Source organism: Candidatus Koribacter versatilis Ellin345 (genome assembly GCF_000014005.1).
GTDB classification, from domain to species: Bacteria; Acidobacteriota; Terriglobia; order Terriglobales; family Acidobacteriaceae; genus Korobacter; species Korobacter versatilis_A.
Genome location: NC_008009.1, coordinates 1,011,735 through 1,031,216 on the forward strand (window position 1 = coordinate 1,011,735; position 19,482 = coordinate 1,031,216).

At 56.7% G+C, this 19,482-nt stretch carries 14 protein-coding genes and 2 tRNA genes; 14 read left to right on the forward strand and 2 right to left on the reverse strand.

The features are described from left to right. The first annotated feature begins 24 nt into the window (after positions 1 to 24). Positions 25 to 1,152, forward strand: a complete 1,128-nt coding sequence (locus ACID345_RS04205) for a TIGR04053 family radical SAM/SPASM domain-containing protein (protein ID WP_011521624.1) — start codon at positions 25 to 27, stop codon at positions 1,150 to 1,152. On the opposite strand, the gene ACID345_RS04210 is transcribed toward ACID345_RS04205, so the two are convergent. Then, positions 1,149 to 3,356 carry a carbohydrate binding family 9 domain-containing protein gene (locus ACID345_RS04210; RefSeq protein ID WP_011521625.1) on the reverse strand — a complete coding sequence of 736 codons (2,208 nt, stop codon included), beginning with the start codon at positions 3,354 to 3,356 and terminating at the stop codon, positions 1,149 to 1,151. The genes ACID345_RS04205 and ACID345_RS04210 overlap by 4 nt on opposite strands. 156 nt (positions 3,357 to 3,512) lie before the next feature. On the opposite strand from ACID345_RS04210, the gene ACID345_RS04215 reads away from it, so the two are divergent. The 4 genes from ACID345_RS04215 to ACID345_RS04230 all read left to right on the forward strand — a co-directional run bounded on the left by ACID345_RS04215 (position 3,513) and on the right by ACID345_RS04230 (position 7,021). Further along, positions 3,513 to 3,587: transfer RNA gene (locus ACID345_RS04215), tRNA-Gly, on the forward strand. Positions 3,588 to 3,677: 90 nt separating this feature from the next. Further along, positions 3,678 to 3,752: transfer RNA gene (locus ACID345_RS04220), tRNA-Cys, on the forward strand. Positions 3,753 to 4,024: 272 nt separating this feature from the next. After that, on the forward strand, positions 4,025 to 4,273 hold the full coding sequence (locus tag ACID345_RS04225) for a hypothetical protein (RefSeq protein ID WP_011521626.1): 249 nt from the start codon (positions 4,025 to 4,027) through the stop codon (positions 4,271 to 4,273). 219 nt (positions 4,274 to 4,492) lie between these two features. Next, positions 4,493 to 7,021, forward strand: coding sequence for a glycogen/starch/alpha-glucan phosphorylase (locus ACID345_RS04230; RefSeq protein WP_011521627.1), 2,529 nt, complete (start codon positions 4,493 to 4,495; stop codon positions 7,019 to 7,021). 44 nt (positions 7,022 to 7,065) lie between these two features. Here the strand turns inward: ACID345_RS04230 and ACID345_RS04235 are convergent, their stop codons facing one another. Continuing rightward, positions 7,066 to 8,487, reverse strand: a complete 1,422-nt coding sequence (locus tag ACID345_RS04235; RefSeq protein WP_011521628.1) for a PAS domain-containing sensor histidine kinase — start codon at positions 8,485 to 8,487, stop codon at positions 7,066 to 7,068. 363 nt (positions 8,488 to 8,850) lie between these two features. Here ACID345_RS04235 and ACID345_RS26190 point away from each other — a divergent pair, with 363 nt between their 5' ends. From ACID345_RS26190 to ACID345_RS04280, 9 genes are all read left to right on the forward strand, one after another. Further along, positions 8,851 to 9,804 (forward strand): response regulator, encoded by a 954-nt coding sequence (locus tag ACID345_RS26190; protein ID WP_083763664.1) that lies wholly within the window; start codon positions 8,851 to 8,853, stop codon positions 9,802 to 9,804. Positions 9,805 to 10,070: 266 nt separating this feature from the next. Beyond that, on the forward strand, positions 10,071 to 11,510 hold the full coding sequence (locus ACID345_RS04245; protein WP_049761656.1) for a tetratricopeptide repeat protein: 1,440 nt from the start codon (positions 10,071 to 10,073) through the stop codon (positions 11,508 to 11,510). Positions 11,511 to 11,611: 101 nt separating this feature from the next. Next, the gene (locus tag ACID345_RS04250) at positions 11,612 to 13,282 is read left to right on the forward strand and encodes a CRTAC1 family protein (RefSeq protein ID WP_011521631.1); all 1,671 of its coding nucleotides are present in this window, start codon (positions 11,612 to 11,614) and stop codon (positions 13,280 to 13,282) included. 278 nt (positions 13,283 to 13,560) lie between these two features. Next, on the forward strand, positions 13,561 to 14,541 hold the full coding sequence (locus ACID345_RS04255; protein WP_187148938.1) for an ABC transporter substrate-binding protein: 981 nt from the start codon (positions 13,561 to 13,563) through the stop codon (positions 14,539 to 14,541). Positions 14,542 to 14,556: 15 nt separating this feature from the next. Then, the gene (locus ACID345_RS04260; protein ID WP_011521633.1) at positions 14,557 to 15,378 is read left to right on the forward strand and encodes an ABC transporter ATP-binding protein; all 822 of its coding nucleotides are present in this window, start codon (positions 14,557 to 14,559) and stop codon (positions 15,376 to 15,378) included. Beyond that, positions 15,371 to 16,129 (forward strand): ABC transporter permease, encoded by a 759-nt coding sequence (locus ACID345_RS04265; protein ID WP_011521634.1) that lies wholly within the window; start codon positions 15,371 to 15,373, stop codon positions 16,127 to 16,129. The genes ACID345_RS04260 and ACID345_RS04265 overlap by 8 nt, the downstream gene beginning before the upstream one ends. 52 nt (positions 16,130 to 16,181) lie before the next feature. Continuing rightward, entirely contained in the window at positions 16,182 to 17,120 is a 939-nt protein-coding gene (gene cysD / locus ACID345_RS04270; RefSeq protein ID WP_011521635.1) for a sulfate adenylyltransferase subunit CysD, read from the forward strand. Beyond that, positions 17,120 to 18,751, forward strand: coding sequence for a sulfate adenylyltransferase subunit 1 (locus tag ACID345_RS04275; RefSeq protein ID WP_011521636.1), 1,632 nt, complete (start codon positions 17,120 to 17,122; stop codon positions 18,749 to 18,751). Before cysD ends, ACID345_RS04275 begins: the two co-directional genes overlap by 1 nt. Then, entirely contained in the window at positions 18,744 to 19,448 is a 705-nt protein-coding gene (locus ACID345_RS04280) for a phosphoadenylyl-sulfate reductase (RefSeq protein WP_011521637.1), read from the forward strand. The genes ACID345_RS04275 and ACID345_RS04280 overlap by 8 nt, the downstream gene beginning before the upstream one ends. Positions 19,449 to 19,482 lie beyond the last annotated feature (34 nt).

Sequence of the window (19,482 nt, forward strand, 5' to 3'; positions counted from 1 at the left end):
GGGTGTGCAACGGAGGATGGCCGGATGAGACCGAACGTGGATTTCAACGAAAAGCCGTTTATCGCGATCTGGGAGACGACACAGGCGTGTGACCTGGCATGCGTGCATTGTCGCGCATGCGCCCAGCCGCAGCGGAGTAGCGATGAACTCACCACCGCTGACGCGAAAAAGCTGGTGGATGAGATCGCCGAGATGGCGGTGCCGGTGTTCGTGCTCACAGGTGGCGATCCGCTGAAACGGCCGGACATTTTTGAGATTGTGGGCTACGCGGCTTCACGGAAGGTGCGGATTTCGTTGACACCAAGCGCCACGCCGTTGCTGACACGGGAGGCGATCCTGCGGCTGAAGGAAGCAGGACTGGCGCGGTTGGCGGTGAGCCTGGACGGCCCCACGGCAGAAATCCACGACGCATTCCGGAAAGTTGCTGGATCGTTCCAATGGACGATGGACGCGGTGCGCTGGGCCCGCGAAATTGGGCTTCCGGTGCAGATCAACACGACGATCACACGGCACAACTTCCACCAGATCCACGATGTGATTGCACTGCTGGAAAAGCTGGATATCACGTTGTGGAGCGTGTTCTTCCTGGTGCCAACGGGGCGAGGGCAGGACATCGGGCTGCTTTCCGCTGAGGAGTTCGAGCAGGTCTTTGAGACTCTGTACCAGACGGCGCAACGGTCGCTGTTCGACATCAAGAGCACGGAAGCGCAGCACTATCGCCGCTACCTGCTGCAGCGCAGGACCGAGGGGAGAAAGCAAGAGTCGGTAAGCGGCGAGCGGATGCCGCAATTGGCTTCGGCGATGACGGAAGACGGGATCGGCCGCGCGATGGGTATCAACGATGGAAAAGGTTTCGTGTTCATCTCGCACAAGGGCGATGTATTTCCAAGTGGATTCCTGCCCATCTCGGGAGGGAACATTCGGAGGGAGTCGCTGGCAAAGATCTATCGCGAGTCGCCGCTGTTCAAATCGCTGCGTGACACCGCAAGTTTGAAAGGGAAGTGCGGGCGGTGCGAGTTCCGGGAAATCTGCGGTGGGTCGCGGGCGAGGGCTCACGCAGTATATGGAAGTCCGTACGCGGAAGAGCCCTGCTGCGTGTATCAACCGAAGCGACTGGAGCAGCCGGAGACTGTGGAAGTGGCGTGCGACTAAGGCCGCCAGGAGTACGTGTATTTCACCACGAAACGATGTTGATAGTAGCGAGCTGCGTTGTCGGCAAGGCTGGCAAACTGCTGTCCGGCGTTGTAGATGACATAGAGGTCACTATCCGGCCGGTAATTCCAACGTAATCGGACGTTCGCGGTGGCTGCTTGTGCGTTGGATGTATCCATCTGCAATACGGTTGAGAGCGAGAGGAAGCGAGAGAAGGCGTAGTCGGTCTCGAGTGCGCCAAAGAGGACCGAGAAGTTTCCGTTTTCGATAGGGAGCAAGAAGCGGTTCCACTGCTCGCTGAAAGTGAACGAGAGGCGCTCACTTCGCCGGTAGCTGGAGCGGATGCGGAACTCGTTCAACCTGCCGTTGTAATATCCACCCCAACGTTCATAGAAACCGATGGTCCAGCGCTTGTCCTGAGGCGAACCGTAAGTGAGCTGATGGCGTGCCCAGTTGTAGACACCCACCGGGATGTAGACGTTCTTGTAGATGTTGAACGGTTCGGTGAGTCGCTGGGCGTCGGCCTCGATGATGTCATCGTCGGTGTACGAGCCGTTGTGAAATTCCGCGCGGAAGGTAGTTTGCCACTGCTGGCTCTCGACTTCTCCCTGCAAGGTGGGGCCGTGGAAGAAGAAGCCTTCGAGCTGCACTTCGCGGATTCCAAGGATCTTGGGACGGTACTTGAATGCTGAATCGAGATAGTCGCACTGACAGTCGGGACGTTCGAGGAAACCAACTTCAGGGTTGAACTGCGCGCCGATGGTGCGGTGATCGTAGAAGAAATCAAACCAATTAGAGCGGTAGCTGGCCCCTCCACCGATGTCGGTTTGGCCGCTGGATACCCCGGGCGAGCGAGTCTCGGTGGCGAATCCGTTGAGTGCAAGATTCTTAAACAAGATAAAGCGGGCATCTACGCCTGCGGTTTCGTTGAACGGATCGTCCGGATTACCAGAGCGTTTGTCGATGCCCATGGCCCCGATGTAGGAGCCGCCGCCGAGCGAATACTTGACGCGACCGACAGCGAAATTGGCATAAGGGTTCGGGCCAGAGTGGCGGGTGTTCACATCCATGACGCCGAACTCGAAGCCCGCTGCTGTTCCGGTGACCTTAGCGCCGCCGTTGATAGGGACCTGCTGGCCTGAGATCGGATCGATGCCGATCTGTCGGCTGAAGAACAGCTGATCGTTTTCACCACCGACACCGAAATTGAAGACGCCAGAGTTCTCGAGGAAGAATTGGCGTTTTTCTGGATAAAAGAGCTGATAGGGCGTGAGGTTGAAGCGTTGAACGTCTACGTCGCTGTCAGCAAAGTCGGTGTTGCCGGTGAGATTCGCGACAATATTGGAGCGGATGCCGATCTTCACGTCCACGCCGCCGGTGTAGATGCCAGAAGAGCCCGGCGTGAGTCCTGCGGAATTGGCGTCCGAAGGTAAATGATTGAAGCCGACGAGACCGTAGGGCTTGACGATGAATAGGCGGCCGCTGCCGATGTCGGTGATGCCGCGCAGCGTGCCTGCCTGGCTGATTTTCGCGGTACCAAAAGTGCGACGCCAAGCCGCCCAAAGGTCCTCTTCGTTCTTGCGTCGCACGAAGCGCTTGAAGTTGATTCCCCAAACGACGTCGCTCGATGCCATGAAGTTCATGGTCGAGAAGGGGATGCCCACGGTAGCCGTCCAACCTTCCTCCGTAATGCGGGCTTCAGAGACCCAGACGCCGTCCCATCCGGGATCACCGTCATCGGAATCGCTGTGCTGCTCATCGGTGATCAGTGCATCGCGCTGTGTGCCGAGCGGATTGACCTGGAAAACGTAACCGTTGCGGCGATCGAAGCGAGAGTCGACGACGATTTCGAAATAATCATCGAGCTCCTGGGTTACGTCGCGGCGCAGCTGGGTGGCGACGATTCCGTTTGGCTTGCGGTCGCGGCAGAGGATGCCGAAGAAGATCTCGCTGCGGGTGTAGAGAATGCGGACCTCAGTCGTCTCGGTCGCCGGTAGGCCTTCATTGGGTTCGCGCTGGCGGAAGTCGGAAATGGGGGTAGCGAGATTCCAGAGAGGGTCGGCGAGCGTGCCATCGAGCTTTGGGGCATCGTCGACGCGAGTGGCCACCGCGGTGTAGGGAGGTGGCTCCGACACTTGCGCCTGGGCAAGAAGTGCGGTCCAAATTGCCGCCATTAGGACGGACAAAAGTCGTCGTTTGCGCACGCGGATGCTCACAGCGGATTCAGGTTCTGTGGAACAGGCCACTATAAGGGGCGGGATTGGCTGTAGTCACGCAGGGAGTGCGATTCGAATGTCGCAATGGGAGAAGTGCGCGAGTTGTCGGTTTTGGAGGGTATGTTGTAAAATCAATGAGAACGAGCGGGAGTAACTCAGTGGTAGAGTGCGACCTTGCCAAGGTCGAAGTCGCGGGTTCAAATCCCGTCTCCCGCTCCAGTATTCCGGTTGCTTTCCCTCGCAGCGGCGAGGGTTTCGTGTTTTTACCCGGGAATCGTCGTTAGGGTAAAATACCTTCAGCTTCAATCAGGCGCGGTACCCAAGTGGTAAGGGAGAGGTCTGCAAAACCTTTATGCGTCGGTTCGATTCCGACCCGCGCCTCCAAATCCTTCCTAGTAATTCTCCCGAATACATCACGTTATGAGCCTGGATCGCTTTGGGTTCCTTCGGGTTCGATGGGGTAAATCACCCACGATCGACTCGAAAAACGGACCCAAAGCGCACGGGATGGCGGGTCCGTTTTGCGTTCCGGCCTATCCACAACGGGCCGTCTTTTGCGCATAGCTCGTTCGCGAGGAATGGGGCATTTTCTTCGGTCGAATCGGATAAAATGTCCACCGCTCACCGTTTCGCGAAACTCAATCGTGGAGAAAACAATGAAGAGATCTCCGTTTCTCGCAATGGCCCTGCTCGCGTCTGTATTTGCCTTTTCCGCTCATGCGCAGGACGCCGTGAAAAAAGAAGCAGCCGTCAAACCTGCCGATCCGGAGTTGAAGGTTGTGGTCGATTCGTGGAATGAAGTCGGTAACAAGCTCGTCGCCATGGCCGAAGATTTTCCCGAAGACAAGTACGACTTCAAGCCCACGCTCATGTTTTCGAATTCTCGGTACCGCTTGCAGACCTGAAGCCAGGTACTTACGTCTGCCAGGTGAATATCATTGATGATTCACGTGGGGCGTTCGTGTTTCCTCGCACAACGTTGACCATCCGACCTCCGACAGACCGGCGCGGCGAATAGGTCTGTTCGTGGTTTACGCTGTCGCTTCGCAGCGAATGCGTAACCTCATTCGTCGTGACAGTACTGGTAGTTCACTCAGTTTACGTGGCCTTCCGATATCAGCAACATGGACAAGACAGATATCTGGAGCGAGAACATGAGCAATACGCCAGTCACCGCACAACCCTCCAACGACGCTCATACCTTGCTCAAACAATATGGATGTGGCCCTATCCCGTTCTCCGGGACCGACAACGCATTTTACGAGCGTCATTTTGTTTTCGACAAAGTCCTCGATAAACGCGAGAGTACGGCGCGTGATCAATTCGAGGCGTTCGCACGGTCCGTTCGTGATGTCCTTTCACAACGATGGGTGCTGACAGAACAGATTTACGGGCGACAGAACGCGAAACGCATTTACTACGTCTCCATGGAGTTTCTGATCGGTCGTTCGCTGGCCAACAATGTCACTAATCTTTTGCTGGATCCTCTCATCCAGGATTCCCTCAAACAAAAGAAGCTGGATTGGATCGAATTGATCGAGCAAGAACCCGATGCCGGTCTCGGCAACGGCGGATTAGGTCGACTGGCGGCGTGCTTCCTTGATTCAATGGCGACTCTGCAATTGGCCGCCATGGGATATGGACTGCGCTATGAATACGGAATTTTCAAGCAATCTATAAACGATGGTTGGCAGGAGGAGACCGCCGACAATTGGTTGCGCCATCCGGATCCATGGGAGGTCGCTCGGCCGAACGAGGCCGTCGAGATCAAGCTGAACTGCTCGTTTGAGTTGCACAACGGTGTCTTGCGGGCGATCCCCGGTCGCCCTTCAACCATGATCGGGATCCCGTATGACCGCCCGGTTGTCGGCTACGGCGGCAAGACCGTGAATACCCTTCGGCTCTGGGCCGCATCTGCGGCCGACTACTTCGATTTTAGAGAATTCAGCGGTGGCGATTTCGTCGGCGCGTTGGCTGAGACTTTGACCGCTGAGACGCTGACACGCGTTCTCTATCCCGACGATTCCACCTCTTTCGGGCAGGCTCTTCGCTTGGTGCAGGAATATTTCCTGGCAGCGTGTTCGGTGGCGGACTTGATCCGGCGTTTCCGCAAGCACAACAGTGATTGGAATTTGCTTCCCGAAAAAGTTGCGGTGCAGCTGAATGATACGCATCCAGCACTGACGGTCCCTGAACTGATGAGAGTCCTACTGGACGAAGCGAATCTCGGCTGGGAAACGGCTTGGGACCTCACCCGACGTACCCTCGCTTACACGAACCATACGCTCTTGCCCGAGGCGATGGAGAAGTGGCCGGTTGCCTGGTTCGAACTCATGCTGCCGCGACATCTCCAGATCATGCTTGAGATCAATCAACGTCATCTCGACGCTGTCCGGACCAAATTCCCGGGCGAGAACGAACGATGCACCCGGATGAGTCTGCTCGAGGAAGGCTCCCCAAAGAAGCTCCGCATGGCCAACCTCGCGATTGTTGGATCGCACAGTACGAATGGCGTTGCAGCCCTCCATTCGCAACTCCTCAGGACGACGACCCTGAAGGACTTTGGAGAGATGTTTCCTGATCGATTTAACAATAAGACCAATGGAGTCACGCCGCGCCGTTGGCTCCTATTAGCAAATCCGGCGCTTGCGCGAAACATTACGGAGGCGATCGGTGATGGGTGGATCAGGGATCTCGATCAACTTATCAAACTCAAGCCGCTCGCCGAGGACTGCGCCTTCTTGGCAGCGATTCGCAAATCGAAGTACCAGGCAAAATCCGAATTTGCAAATTGGCTCCTTCGAACCAGTGGGGTGAAGCTCGATCCTGACACGATTTTCGATAGCCAGGTGAAACGGATTCACGAATACAAACGGCAACTGTTGAACGCATTACGAATCGTGGTCCTTTATAACCGGCTGCGACAGAACCCCGAACTCGCAATGGCGCCCCGAACATTTCTGTTTGCGGGCAAAGCTGCACCTGCTTATCACTTTGCGAAGTTGGTCATCAAGTTCATCAACAATCTTGCAGGCACAATCGAGGGCGATCCGGTCGTTCGGGGGAGACTCCGTGTCGTGTTCCTGCCCGACTATTCCGTTTCCATGGCCGAGCACCTGATTCCGGCTACCGAGGTATCGAACCAGATTTCTACTGCCGGTTACGAAGCCAGCGGCACCAGCAACATGAAGTTCATGATGAACGGAGCACTGACGATCGGAACGCGCGACGGTGCAACCATCGAGATGGCCGAGGCCGCCGGCGAAGAAAACTTTTTCCTGTTTGGCCTAACCGCCGATCAGGTATCGCAGAATCGCACATGGTATTCCCCGCGCTGGCATTATGAGAACGAGCCGGAGACGCGTGCAGCATTGGAACTGATCTTCTCCAACCACTTCAGCCGCCACGAGCCGAATGTCTTCGAGCCGTTCCGCCAACTACTTCTGGATAAGGGCGATTACTACATGCACCTTGCTGATTTAGGAAGTTATCTCGCGGCGGACCAGCAACTCACTGCGCTGTACAAGATTACTGACGCATGGGCTAGCAAGGCCGTTTTGAACGTCGCCCACGCGGGCAGATTCTCCAGCGATCGAACAATTGCGGAATACGCGGCGGACATTTGGGACGCCAAACCGTGCCCGGTGTCATAGCCGAGAAGGTAGAAACCTGTGGGTCCTCGCCTTCGCTGAAACACTCAATCTTTCAAAGACCGATTTTGATCGGGGTTGAAGGGGACGCGGGCATGAACTTCAGTGCCGCAACGGGCCTGCGATTGAACGGTCAACCTGCCATTTAGCAAACGAACGCGTTCACGCATGCTCGTAAGGCCGAGGCCTTGACTTCGCAGTGCCGATTCGACATCAAACCCTTTACCCGAGTCGCGAACCAGGAGATGGAGTTCATTCGAGCGTTCTTCCAGCCGTACTTCAACTCGCTGCGTCCCGCTGTGTCGGGTGGCGTTATGGAGTGCCTCTTGGAGCACCCGCAGAAGCGAAAGGCCGAGTTCCGGAGGGATTGAGGTCGAAACATCGCTCGCGAAATCGACGTCGATTTTTTGCCGACGACCCACTTCTTGACACCAGCTCCTCATAGCTGTGACCACTCCAAGAAGCTCCAGCTTCGAAGAATGCAACTCGTGACTCAAGCCGTGCACGTCATTGGCAATTTCAACCACCTGGAGCCGAAATTTTTCCAGATGGGATTGAACCTCTTGAGGAACACCTTCCCGGCCATCGAGATCAATCGCCAGCACAGCCAAACGTTGACTGATGTCATCATGGAGCTCGCGCGCAATGCGGGCGCGTTCTTGCTCTTGAGCTTCTATCAGCTTTCGCGTCATGGCTGAAAGCGCTTCTTCGGCTTCCTTGCGACCCGTAATGTCCAGAATCTGGGCTACGAAATACCGCGCGACGCCTTCACGATCGCGAATGACTGATGAACTAGTCTCCGTGTAGACGATTCGGCCACTCTTGTGCAGGCAGCGTTTATGTAACCACTGAAATCCTTGACCCGAGAGTGCTTCGCGCATCTTTTCTGAAAACGCCGGCCAATCCGCCGGGAGAGTGATCGATTCAATCGTCTTGCCAAGAATTTCTTGCTCTGAATATCCCAGATAGTCGCAGAAGGCGCGATTGGCAGAGAGATAACGCCCATCAAGAGAAACGATCACCATGCCGATTCCAGCATCTCGAAAGATGCTGCGGAACCGTGTTTCGCTCTCACTGAGGGCTTCTTCGGCAAGCTTACGTTCAGTGATGTCGTCCACCATCGCAAGCACAAGCGGAGAGGGTTTGCCACGAAGCAACGAAACAGTGAGGCGTCCCCAGACGGTTGTACCGTCGCTTCGGAAATAGCGTTTATCGATTTGATAATGGTCGATTGATCCTTCGCGCAGCTGCTGAAACAGGACCCAGTCCTTTTGAGCATCTTCCTGCGGAGAAAAATCCACACAATGCTTATTGCGCAACTCTTCCTCGGTAAATCCCAACATCGAACAGAATGCTGGATTCACAAAGAGCGGCTGCCCATCTAAGTTCTCGACGACGATTCCGACGGGACTTGCTTTGAAGGCGTCGGAGAAGCGAGCCTTGACCTCTTCGTTTGTTTCAAGTTGCATTGTGGTCTCGAGTGAAAAGATCTAAAAGGGTGTCTGTGATGCCGGTTAGTAGGAGACGTTATCACGAATCGAGATGATGAGATCCCCAATCTTCGCGGGCCTTCGATGCTACTTTGGTGGAATCGGTATTCAGCTGACACATGACAATCGCATCGTTGAGAAACGGCAAAGCAGGTCCCGAACTAACGACCGCGAAGTTGCTGTGCCGCAAGTTCGCTTCAATGCGCGACTTGGCGTTCGTCGCCCTTCGGGTTCCGTATATAATTTTGCCCGGGGTTCGAGGGTAGTGGTGTTAAGTGTCCTGGCCGCTTTCGTTCCCCTTCGTGAAGTTGGGGGCCTCATTTGCACACCCAGGCGGCGCGAGTGCTGCTGGTGGACGATTTCGACCACTGGCGACAAAGAGTAGCTCTCATCCTGCAGCACTCGCAGGAATTGACGATTGTTGGTACAGCGTCTGACGGCGTGGAAGCAGTCCAGCGTGCCGAAGACTTGCAGCCGGATCTAGTTCTTCTCGACATTGGGCTTCCCAAGCTGAATGGGCTTGATGCCGCCCTACAAATCCTGCAGCGTTCACCCAGATCTAAAATCATCTTCCTCAGCCAGGAAATCTCCAGCGATATCGTGGAGGAGGCATTTCGGCGAGGTGCGAATGGATATGTCGCTAAAGCAGATGCGGCGACGGAGCTCTTGGCGTCAATCGAGACGGTTCTTAGCGGCAGCAGGTTCGTTGGTAAGCGGTTTGCGTCACTTGTGCCCGCAGCGCTCCCTCACCGTGGAATGCGCACCCGTCACGAAGTGGGGTTCTATTCTGAGGAGCTGCGACTCTTAGATCACGTCACGGAATTCATCGGGGCCGCGTTAACGTCGAGACGGGGCGCCATCGTGGTCGCCACAACATCGCATCGAAACGAACTCGCTCAAAGGCTGCGACGAATAGGGCTCGACACCGACGATGAAATCTCTAACGGTCGCCTTTTTATGCTGGATGCAGCCGATACACTCACCGCCATCATGCAAGGGGGAATGCCCGATCCAGATCGGTTCCTGAACCTGCTCGGGAGCACCTTGGCTCAATTGGAGAAGACGACGAGCTTCGAACATGGGCCGACTGCACTTTACGGCGAATGCGTTCAGCTTTTGCTTGACGAGGGCAATATTGAGGCGGTGATCGCGCTTGAGAGGCTCTGCAATCGGATGAACGATCTTCATGATCTTGAGATTCTTTGCGGATACCGTCTCGCGGAACGCGAAAACGAAGCCAGTCACCACATCATCAACGGCATCTGTAGCGAGCACTCACTCGCGCATTTCCGATAGTGTTCCCTTTGGCTGTCATGCCAATTGCGATTCGACGTTACCCCGGACTGGGAAGCCGCGATGGCACCTAGTGCTCCGCCTTCCTCGACCTGCTGATGAAGCTCCATCGCGCTGCTGGGTTCACAAGGCAAAAGCGTGCCCCGTTGCAAATTACCGGCGCTTGAACCTTCAACCCCGTCACTCTATTCTGGAATGCAGTGCAAGTCATCGTCATCCCGAGGGACTTTTCCACCCGCCCGCGGTCTGTTTCGCGATGGCATCTCTGGTTGTTCCCACTCGTCACGCTTGCGGTGGCTCTCCGGCTTCCATCCGGCGCTGCGGCGCAGGCGAAGCCATCCAAGCCCATCGTCAAAGCCAATGCCAGCGCCTCGCAAGCAGAAGTGGAGCTCGCCCGACGCATCAAGACCGCGGATGCCGCTCGCGCATCCGGGAATACGAAAGCTATCGGAGACGCCAACCGGAAAGTCATAGCACTCGCTTTACGGGAACTTGGACATCTGCGCTTGAGCGAACTCCTCTCTGCCCAGGCCGTCGAGCTATATCGCAATTCTCTGAGCTTCGAGGATGCAGTCGATTCGCGGGCGGATTTGGCAAACGCGATCAACACCGAGGCGAAAGCGAAGACCACTCCCACATCGCCGCCTGACGCCGATCCATTCGCGAGACCGGACGCCTCCACCTTCTCACGCGCCAAGCTCTCTCCGGAGCAACGTACAGCTGCCGAAGGCAAGGAGATCCAGCTTCGCCTCGTCCTTGGCGCGAGTCTTAACGATCTCGCGACCTCTGAGGCGGCGCGCAATCAGTACGGCATGGCGCTCACACATCTCCAGCAGGCTGAGAAGTGGAACTCGGCGACCACTGGCCTGGCAAGAAATCTCGGCTTCTGTGCGTTCAAGGTGGGTGACTACCCTGAGGCGATTCGTACGCTTTCCCGTGCTCTCGAAGAACAGCCGCAAGATGCTCCCGTTCGGGCGATGCTTGGCATGTCGTATTTCGGGAGCAACAAATATGCAGACGCCGCGAAAACCTTCGAGCCGCTCGGTGATCGTGGGATGCAGGATACCTCCGTCGGTTACGCCTGGGCGACATCGCTCGCTCGGACTGGCGATCTGAAGAAAGCCGCGGACGTACTGAATCACTTCGAGAACTCCAATCTCTCCCCGGATGCATTACTTCTGGTGGGCCAGCTTTGGACAGAGATGACCGATTACCAGCACGCGGTATCGGTTTTCCAGAAAGTTTTGCTGCGGGACCCTTCGTTGCCGAAGGCGCACTTTTTTGAAGGATTGGCATATCTGAAGTGGGAGAAGTGGAACGAGGCCGCCTCCGACTTCCAGGCGGAACTCGCACTGGTTCCGGGCGACCTCGACGCGAAATACACTCTTGGTTTTATTCGTCTGCAGCAAGGCCGCGTAGACGAAGCACTGGCGTTCTTCAACGAAGTTCTGGCTGCAGAGCCCAATCACGCGAACGCCCAATATCAGATCGGCAAGATCATGCTGGATCGCGGGCGACTGGACGATGCCATCACCCACTTGGAAATCGCAGCCCGTCTTGATCCCCAGGCAGACTATATTCACTACCAGCTCCAAGTTGCGTATCGGAAGCGCTCGCGAATTGCCGAGGCGGACCGCGAACTGGAAATCTATAAGCAGCTGAAGTCCCAGGCGCGCGAACAGTCGTCTTCGCCCAAGCAGAATCCTTAGGTCTTCAAAGCGTGTACGAAGCAAACCGCCACGTCGCCGCCCTTGTCCTTACCGCTTTCCTGGCGGCTTCTTCCTCTGTGCAAACGGGACACAACGCGCCTATGCCGTCTCCTCCTGGCGCAAAGTCGACAAAGTGCAACGGGCGGCCCATCCCGCAGTTTGAAGACGTAACTTCCAAGGCCGGGATCCGCTTCACCCATACCTCCGATCCTTCCAAGAAGTACATCGTCGAGTCAATGAGCGGCGGCGTGATTCTGATTGATTACGATCGCGACGGTTGGCCGGACATCTATTTCACCAATGCCCCTACGGTTGATAAGGCCTTGAAAGGAGAGACGAGTCTCGGAGCTCTCTACCACAACAATCACGATGGCACCTTTACCGACGTGACCGCAAAATCTAGGCTGGATTCGCCCTGCTTCGCCATGGGCGGGGCCGTGGGTGACTACGACAACGATGGCTGGCCCGATCTCTACCTGACCTGCTTCGGTGGCAACGTCCTGTACCACAACGACGGGAACGGCACCTTCACTGACGTAACGAAGAAAGCCGGAGTGCGCGATGGCCGATGGTCCACAGGCGCGTCCTTCGGAGACTACGACGGCGACGGCAACGTGGACCTGATGGTGGTGAACTACGTCGATCTCCGTCTCAACGATCTTCCGCCCTTTGGAAAACTTCCGAACTGTAAATATCGTGGCATCGATGTCCAGTGCGGTCCCCGCGGGTTGAGGGGTGCGGGCGACTCTCTCTTCCACAACAATGGTGACGGCACCTTTACCGACGTTTCCAAGGCCGCCGGGGTCGACGATGTCCCGGGATATTTCGGAATGGGCGTCGTCTGGGTTGACTTCAACAATTCGGGGCGTCCAGACATCTACGTCACGAACGACTCCAGTCCGAAATATCTCTACAAGAATGAAGGCAACGGAAAGTTCAAAGAGATCGGCCTTGAGTCCGGTACCGCGGTCAACGAAGACGGCTCAGAGCAAGCTTCCATGGGCATCGCCGTCGGCGACTACAACCACACCGGACGGCCCTCCCTCTACATAACCAACTTCGAAGATGAAGACGACCTTCTTTATCGTAACGATGGCGATTGGAACTTCACGGACGTCTCGTACAAGTCAGGCGTGGCGTTGCCTTCGCTGCGATCGGTGAAATGGGGAGACGCCTTTGCGGATTTCGATAATGACGGCTGGCTCGACATCTTCGCGGTCGGCGGTCATGTTTATCCGCAGGTGGACGGACTTCCATCTGGCGGAGGATATCGCCAACCGAAACTCTTCTACTTGAACCAGAAAGATGGATCCTTCTGCGACGCCGCCGACAAGGCCGGTCCAGCCCTAGCCGAGAAGCGCGTCTCGCGGGGCGTAGCTGTCGGCGATCTATTCAACGACGGCAACCTCGATATCGTGGTTGAAGACCTCGACGGCAGCCCGACGATCCTGCGCAACAAAGGCGTCCCCGGAAACCATTGGGTGAGTTTTGAGTTGGCGGGTACCAAGAGCAATCGCCTGGCACTCAACGCCAAGGTGAAGATCACAGCGGGCGGAGTTACCCAGACCGATGAAATTCATAGCGGCGGCAGCTATCTGTCGCAGAACGATCTCCGGGTGCATTTCGGACTCGGAACCGCAACGAAAATCGACTCCGTCGAGGTCCGCTGGCCATCGGGCAAAGTGGACACCGTGAAGGACATCCAAGCCGATCACTACTACGCCATCCTGGAGGGAAAGGGAATCGTTTCCGGTCTCTCCCGGAGTCACTAGCGATCGCCGCAACTCAAAGGCAGTTGTCAGGATTGAGCAGATACGCTATGATCACGCCCATGTTCTTCCGCACCTCCAGCGTTGCCATGTGTTGTTGCTGCTGTTGCAGCATGCTGGCGCGTGGAGGAACGAAGAGCTAATTTCATAGCAATACAGCCTTCTTAAACCACCGTCGCAACCGTGCCGGTGGTTTTTCTTTTGCTCCAAAATCCCACCGCGCCGAACCCTAACTGACTCGAAAGGACCTGCGATTGAAAGCGCGGAGTGTTACTGCCCTATTGTTTTTCCTTCTGGCGGCCGCCCTGTTGCCCGCACAGGTGGCGATTCGCGTGGGCTATTTCCCAAACGTTACGCATGCGGAGGCACTCGTCGGTCGCGCGAACGGCCGCTTTGAACAAGCCCTGGGGAGTGCCACAAAACTCGAGTGGAAGACCTTCAACGCCGGGCCGTCGGGGATCGAGGCGCTTTTCGCAGGCGCCGTCGACTTGCTTTATGTCGGTCCTAATCCAGCGATCACCGGATACATCCGATCTCAAGGCGAGGCGTTGCGTGTGGTTGCCGGAGGCGCCAGTGGAGGCGCTTCTCTGGTGGTGCGTAAGGGCGCGAACATTCGGAACGTTGAAGACTTTCGCGGCAAGAAGGTAGCGTCCCCACAACTGGGGAATACACAGGATGTCGCTCTGCGGGCCTGGCTGTTGCAGAACCACCTTAAGAGCACCGACAAAGGTGGCGACGTGCAGATTGTCCCGCTCGCCAATCCCGATCAGCTCACACTCTTTCAAAAGGGACAGCTCGATGCGTCATGGGCGCCGGAGCCCTGGGCTGCGCGGCTGATTCAGGAAGCCGATGGCCAGATATTTCTTGATGAACGCTCCCTCTGGCCAGACCACCGGTTCGCCGTCACGGAGGTCGTGGTACGGACGGCATTTCTGCGCGAGCATCCGGACCTGGTGAAGAAGTGGTTGAGCGTCCACGTGGAACTGGCGAACTGGATCAACAAGAACCCTGGCGAAGCGAAGGCGATTGTTAATCGGCAAATTCAGAGCGACACCGGTAGAGCACTGCCTTCGCGAGTGTTGGACGAGGCGTTCAGCCGGCTCGAAATCACCTATGACCCAATCCGCTCGTCGTTGACCGTTGTTGCGGAACGCGCCTATCAAGCGGGTTTCCTCAAGCAAAGGCCAGACCTGAGTCGCCTTTACAGCTTTGAGCTGCTCAACCAGGTGTTACGCGAAAAGAACTTGCCGAACGTTGAATAGGAATTGGAGAAGAAGATGGCAGCGCTAGTGGAATTACCATCCCCGATTGTCGCTGAGACAAAGATCTCGGTGCGTGGAATCACGAAGCGATTCGCACACGGCCGCGAGCAGCTTACGGCGTTGCAAGCGATCGATCTGGAAGTGCGCCGTGGGGAATTTCTCTGCGTCGTGGGTCCCTCCGGCTGCGGAAAATCAACGCTGCTTCACATCATCGCCGGACTCGAAAAGCCCTTGGGCGGTGAAGTTCGGATCGACGACATTCCGACCAACGGACCAGGCCCAGATCGCATTCTGATTTTTCAGGATCTCGGTTTGTTTCCCTGGCTCAGCGTTCGGGAAAATGTGGAATTCGGGCTCAAGATGAAAGGCCTCTCGCGGCGCGAACGCGCGGATCGAGCACGACACTTCATCCGCCTGGTTCATCTTTCGCAGTTCGAGAACAGCTACATCCACCAACTTTCCGGAGGCATGCGACAAAGGGTTTCCCTGGCGCGCGCTCTGGCGCTGGCGCCGAGCGTGCTGCTAATGGATGAGCCCTTCACGGCACTCGATGCGCAAACCCGCGACCTGCTCCACGACGAGCTAGAGAGGATCTGGGCAGAGACGCGCCAAACAATCCTGTTTGTCACCCACAACGTGCGCGAAGCAGTGCGGTTGGGCGACCGCGTCGTCGTGATGACCTACCGGCCTGGGCGCATCAAGCGCGAGTTCGGCATTGAATTGGATCGTCCGCGCGCGCTCGAAGATCCCGAAGTGGCGGCGCAAGCGGCGGAGATCCTGGCGGAATTGCGAGGCGAGATCGATCAAGCCGTTCGCGCAGAGTACAGCCATGCGTAAAGCCCTGCAACAAATCGCGTTTTACTCCACGCTGCTCGTGCTCTGGGAATCTGTAGCGCTCCTGAAACTTTGGCCGCCGTACCTGTTTCCGACGCCGCTGACAGTATTCGAATCGCTGCGAGCGGGATTCAGCGACCACAGTTTCTGGATCGGCATAACAGTCAGCATGAAGCGCGTGGCAATCGGCTACGCGATCTCCTGCCTCCTCGGCGTTGGCCTCGGATTTCTGATTACCTACAGTCGCTTCCTGTCGGAAACTGCCGGACGACTCATCGTCAGCCTGCAGAGCATTCCGAGTATCTGTTGGCTACCGGTTGCCATCTTGTGGTTTGGACTCACAGAGAAGGCGATTTTGTTTGTGGTGGTGATGGGATCTCTCCTGGCAATCACCATATCGGTGGAGTCCGGCTTGCGAAGCATACCGAAGATCTACTCGCTCGCCGGCCGCAATCTCGGCGCCAATGGATGGAAGTTAATGGTCCACGTGCTGCTGCCAGCGAGCCTTCCGTACTTAATCTCCGGGCTTAAGCAGGGATGGGCGTTCGCATGGCGCTCGTTGATCAGCGGCGAAATGATCTTCGTAACTCTCGGCCTGGGTCAGTTGTTGATGATGGGCCGCGACCTCAACGACATCAGCCAGGTCTTCGCCGTGATGCTCCTCATCGTCGCGCTCGGTTGGCTGGTGGACACGCTCTTTTTCCGCGGACTCGAACGCGCCGTGCAGCGCCGATGGGGATTCGCGACGCCCTAATGATTGACATGACAATTGCAGCTCGAAATCGCGAGATGGAAAAGGGATGACAATGACATCGCTTGCAGAACAAGCGCCAGCTCAATCCAGTGCGCGGCGCCTCAGTCACCTAAAGCTCCTTGAAGCGGAGAGCATCCACATTTTCCGCGAAGTGGCCGCGGAGTTCGAACGGCCGGTGATGCTCTATTCGATCGGGAAGGACTCCTCGGTCATGCTGCGATTGGCGCAAAAGGCGTTCTATCCAGCCCCCATCCCGTTTCCGCTTCTGCATGTGGATACCGGCTACAAGTTCCGCGAGATGCTGGAATTTCGCGATTCCTATACGAGAGAGCTGGGGTTGCAGCTACTGGTGTGGCGCAATGAATCGGCAATTGCGAAAGGAACCAACCCGGTCGCGCTTGGAACCAAGCAATGCTGCGGCTACCTGAAGACTACCGCGTTGCTAGATGCGCTGCAGCATTACGGCTTCGATGCCGCATTCGGCGGAGCACGCCGCGACGAGGAAAAGTCACGCGCGAAAGAGCGGATCTTTTCATTCCGTGATCGTGCGGGCCAATGGGACCCAAAGAACCAGCGTCCGGAGTTGTGGAACCTTTACAACTCGCGCGTAGCGCCTGGCGAGAGCATCCGCGTCTTCCCGCTATCGAATTGGACGGAACTGGATGTGTGGCATTACATCCACCTGGAAAACATTCCGATTGTTCCGCTCTACTTCGCACAGCCACGGAGAATGCTGGTTCGCGGAGATAGTTTGATACCCATCGAACAACCGTTTGTTACTGGGTTGCCGGGCCGCGAAGAGACGGTGCGCTGCCGATTGCGTTCGCTCGGATGCAGTCCCTGCACCGGCGCCATTCGCTCCGACGCCGATACAGTTCCGAAGATCATCGCCGAACTCGTGGCATTTCGCACATCAGAACGTGCCAACCGTGTTATCGATCACGATCAGGAAGGCTCCATGGAAATCAAGAAGCGTGAGGGATACTTCTAATGGCTACAGTGTTCACTCTTCGCGAAGACAATGCCGATTCTGATATCCAGAGTTTTCTGGAGCAGGAACAAGCCAAGGACATTCTGCGCATCAGCACTGCAGGCAGCGTGGACGACGGCAAGTCCACACTCATCGGTCGCCTGCTCTATGACTCGCGCAACGTTTATGAGGACCATGTTCGTTCGGTGACGCGCCACGATGTTTCGCTTGGCACATCGGTGGTGGATTTTGCACAACTGACAGATGGGCTTCGTGCCGAACGCGAGCAGGGAATCACTATTGACGTAGCGTATCGCTACTTTTCAACTGCGAAACGGAAGTTCATCATCGCCGACACTCCGGGCCACGAGCAGTACACGCGCAACATGGCTACGGGTGCTTCGACTTCCGATCTCGCGATCGTGCTCATCGATGCGCGCAAAGGGGTGCTCGTTCAATCGCGCCGTCACCTCTACATTGCCGCCCTGCTGGGGATCCCGCGGGTGGTGGCGACAATTAACAAGATGGACCTGGTGGATTTTTCGCCCGAGGTGTTCGCCGCCCACTCGCTGGAATTGAAGCGCCTCGGCGATGGACTCGGGATACCGAGTCTCGTCACGATTCCCATCAGTGCATTGGATGGAGACAACGTCGTTGAGACCAGCGCCCGCACTCCTTGGTACGACGGCCCAAGTTTGTTGCAGTTTCTGGAAACCGTTCCGGTAGAAAACGCTTCGGAGGTCGCGTTTCGTCTTCCGGTGCAGCGCGTGCTTCGCCCACACCAGGAGTACCGTGGCTTTGCGGGACAGATCGCCGCGGGCGCAGTGCGGCCCGGGGATCAAGTGGTTGTCTTGCCGTCAGGCCGAAGCAGCCGAGTGCGTTCCATCACCACGTTCGATGGAGACTTGCCATCCGCTGAAGCCCCACTTTCCATCGCCCTGACACTAGAGGATGAAGTGGATGTCAGCCGTGGGGACGTGATCGCAGCGGCAGATGCGCCTCCCACGGTGGCAAAGCGGTTCGAGGCCTCGCTCGTCTGGATGGATTCAGCTGAGTTCCGTCCCGCCAAGCGATATCTGCTGAAACACACCGCCCAGGTGGTGCCCACCACCGCAATCACAATCAAAAACCGAGTGAATGTGCAGACGTTTGAAACGGAACAATCGTTCGTGTTGCACATGAACGACATCGCGATCGTGGAGATCGAAACCAAGCGCCCCCTGGTAGGCGATTCATACCGCGACAATCGCACTACGGGGAGCTTCATCTTGATCGATCCGGAGACGAACTCCACCGTCGCTGCCGGAATGATCCGTTCGTTTGTCGTTAACCCATCACTAAGCAAACATCACGTTCCTATCGTTGAACTGCGCAAAGGAGCTGTCGTGGACGCGGTCGAGCAGAAATTGTTCGATCGTGGATACCTGGTGGTTCGCACGAAGCTCGATCCTGACCGGTTGCTGCAGCGCTTGCATCTGCCTCGACTGGTCCTGCTCCTGGAAGGCCCTGACGTTCACTATTCCCGGATCCGCTCTTTCTCACGTCAAACGCGTTTGTCCGTGGAGTACAGAGTCGAGACATCCGCTACACCCGACAGCATTGTTGAAAAGATCGTTGCGCTGCTGACGGAGGAGAAAATCGCTCATGAGTAGCACAACATTCGATCTCGGATTCCAGGCCAAAATTGCCGCTGCGCAAGCTCTCGTGCAGGAATCCATCGAACACGCGAAGCGACCGTGCTTGACGTGCAGCTTCCAGGCAGAAGACGTCGTGGTGCTTGACCTGCTTCGGCAAGTGGTGCCTGACATCCCCGTACTGTTCCTCGATACCGGATATCACTTCGCGGAGGTCTATCAGTACCGGGACGAGATCGCCTCGAAATGGCGGCTGAACCTAATCAATCTGCTGCCCAAGCAATCCGTGGCCGAGCAGGAGAGTGCGTTTGGCATTCTTTACCAAACTGCGCCGGACCGCTGTTGCGGTGCTCGAAAAGTAGAACCGCTGTTCCGCGCCCTGGAGAATTATTCGACATGGTTCACGGGGCTGCGCCGTGAGCAGTCCAAGAGTCGATCGGCGCTGCAGTCGATCGATCTCTTTACGCTGCCAACCGGAACGGAGATTCAGAAGGTCAGCCCACTTGCCGAGTGGAGCACCCGGGATGTGTGGACGTACGCCTCGGCACATGGCATCCCGTTGCTTCCCCTTTATGAGAAGGGCTACTCCAGCATTGGATGTGAGCCCTGCACGAGCCTGCCCTCCGAGGGCGATCCTCGATCTGGCCGATGGGGCGGCCACAAGCTTGAGTGCGGTATTCACATCCAACCGTCGGCAACTTCCGAGAAACCCTAACGACATGCACCGACCCAGTTCCTTCCAACAACTC

Excerpts from the sequence above, each read along its gene's own strand:
- ACID345_RS04205 (WP_011521624.1), top strand. The coding sequence starts at position 25 with ATGAGACCGAACGTGGATTTCAACGAAAAGCCGTTTATCGCGATCTGG.
- ACID345_RS04225 (WP_011521626.1), top strand. The coding sequence starts at position 4,025 with ATGAAGAGATCTCCGTTTCTCGCAATGGCCCTGCTCGCGTCTGTATTT.
- ACID345_RS04230 (WP_011521627.1), top strand. The coding sequence starts at position 4,493 with ATGGACAAGACAGATATCTGGAGCGAGAACATGAGCAATACGCCAGTC.
- ACID345_RS04235 (WP_011521628.1), bottom strand. The coding sequence starts at position 8,487 with ATGCAACTTGAAACAAACGAAGAGGTCAAGGCTCGCTTCTCCGACGCC.
- ACID345_RS04250 (WP_011521631.1), top strand. The coding sequence starts at position 11,612 with ATGCCGTCTCCTCCTGGCGCAAAGTCGACAAAGTGCAACGGGCGGCCC.
- ACID345_RS04260 (WP_011521633.1), top strand. The coding sequence starts at position 14,557 with ATGGCAGCGCTAGTGGAATTACCATCCCCGATTGTCGCTGAGACAAAG.
- ACID345_RS04265 (WP_011521634.1), top strand. The coding sequence starts at position 15,371 with ATGCGTAAAGCCCTGCAACAAATCGCGTTTTACTCCACGCTGCTCGTG.
- cysD (WP_011521635.1), top strand. The coding sequence starts at position 16,182 with ATGACATCGCTTGCAGAACAAGCGCCAGCTCAATCCAGTGCGCGGCGC.
- ACID345_RS04275 (WP_011521636.1), top strand. The coding sequence starts at position 17,120 with ATGGCTACAGTGTTCACTCTTCGCGAAGACAATGCCGATTCTGATATC.
- ACID345_RS04280 (WP_011521637.1), top strand. The coding sequence starts at position 18,744 with ATGAGTAGCACAACATTCGATCTCGGATTCCAGGCCAAAATTGCCGCT.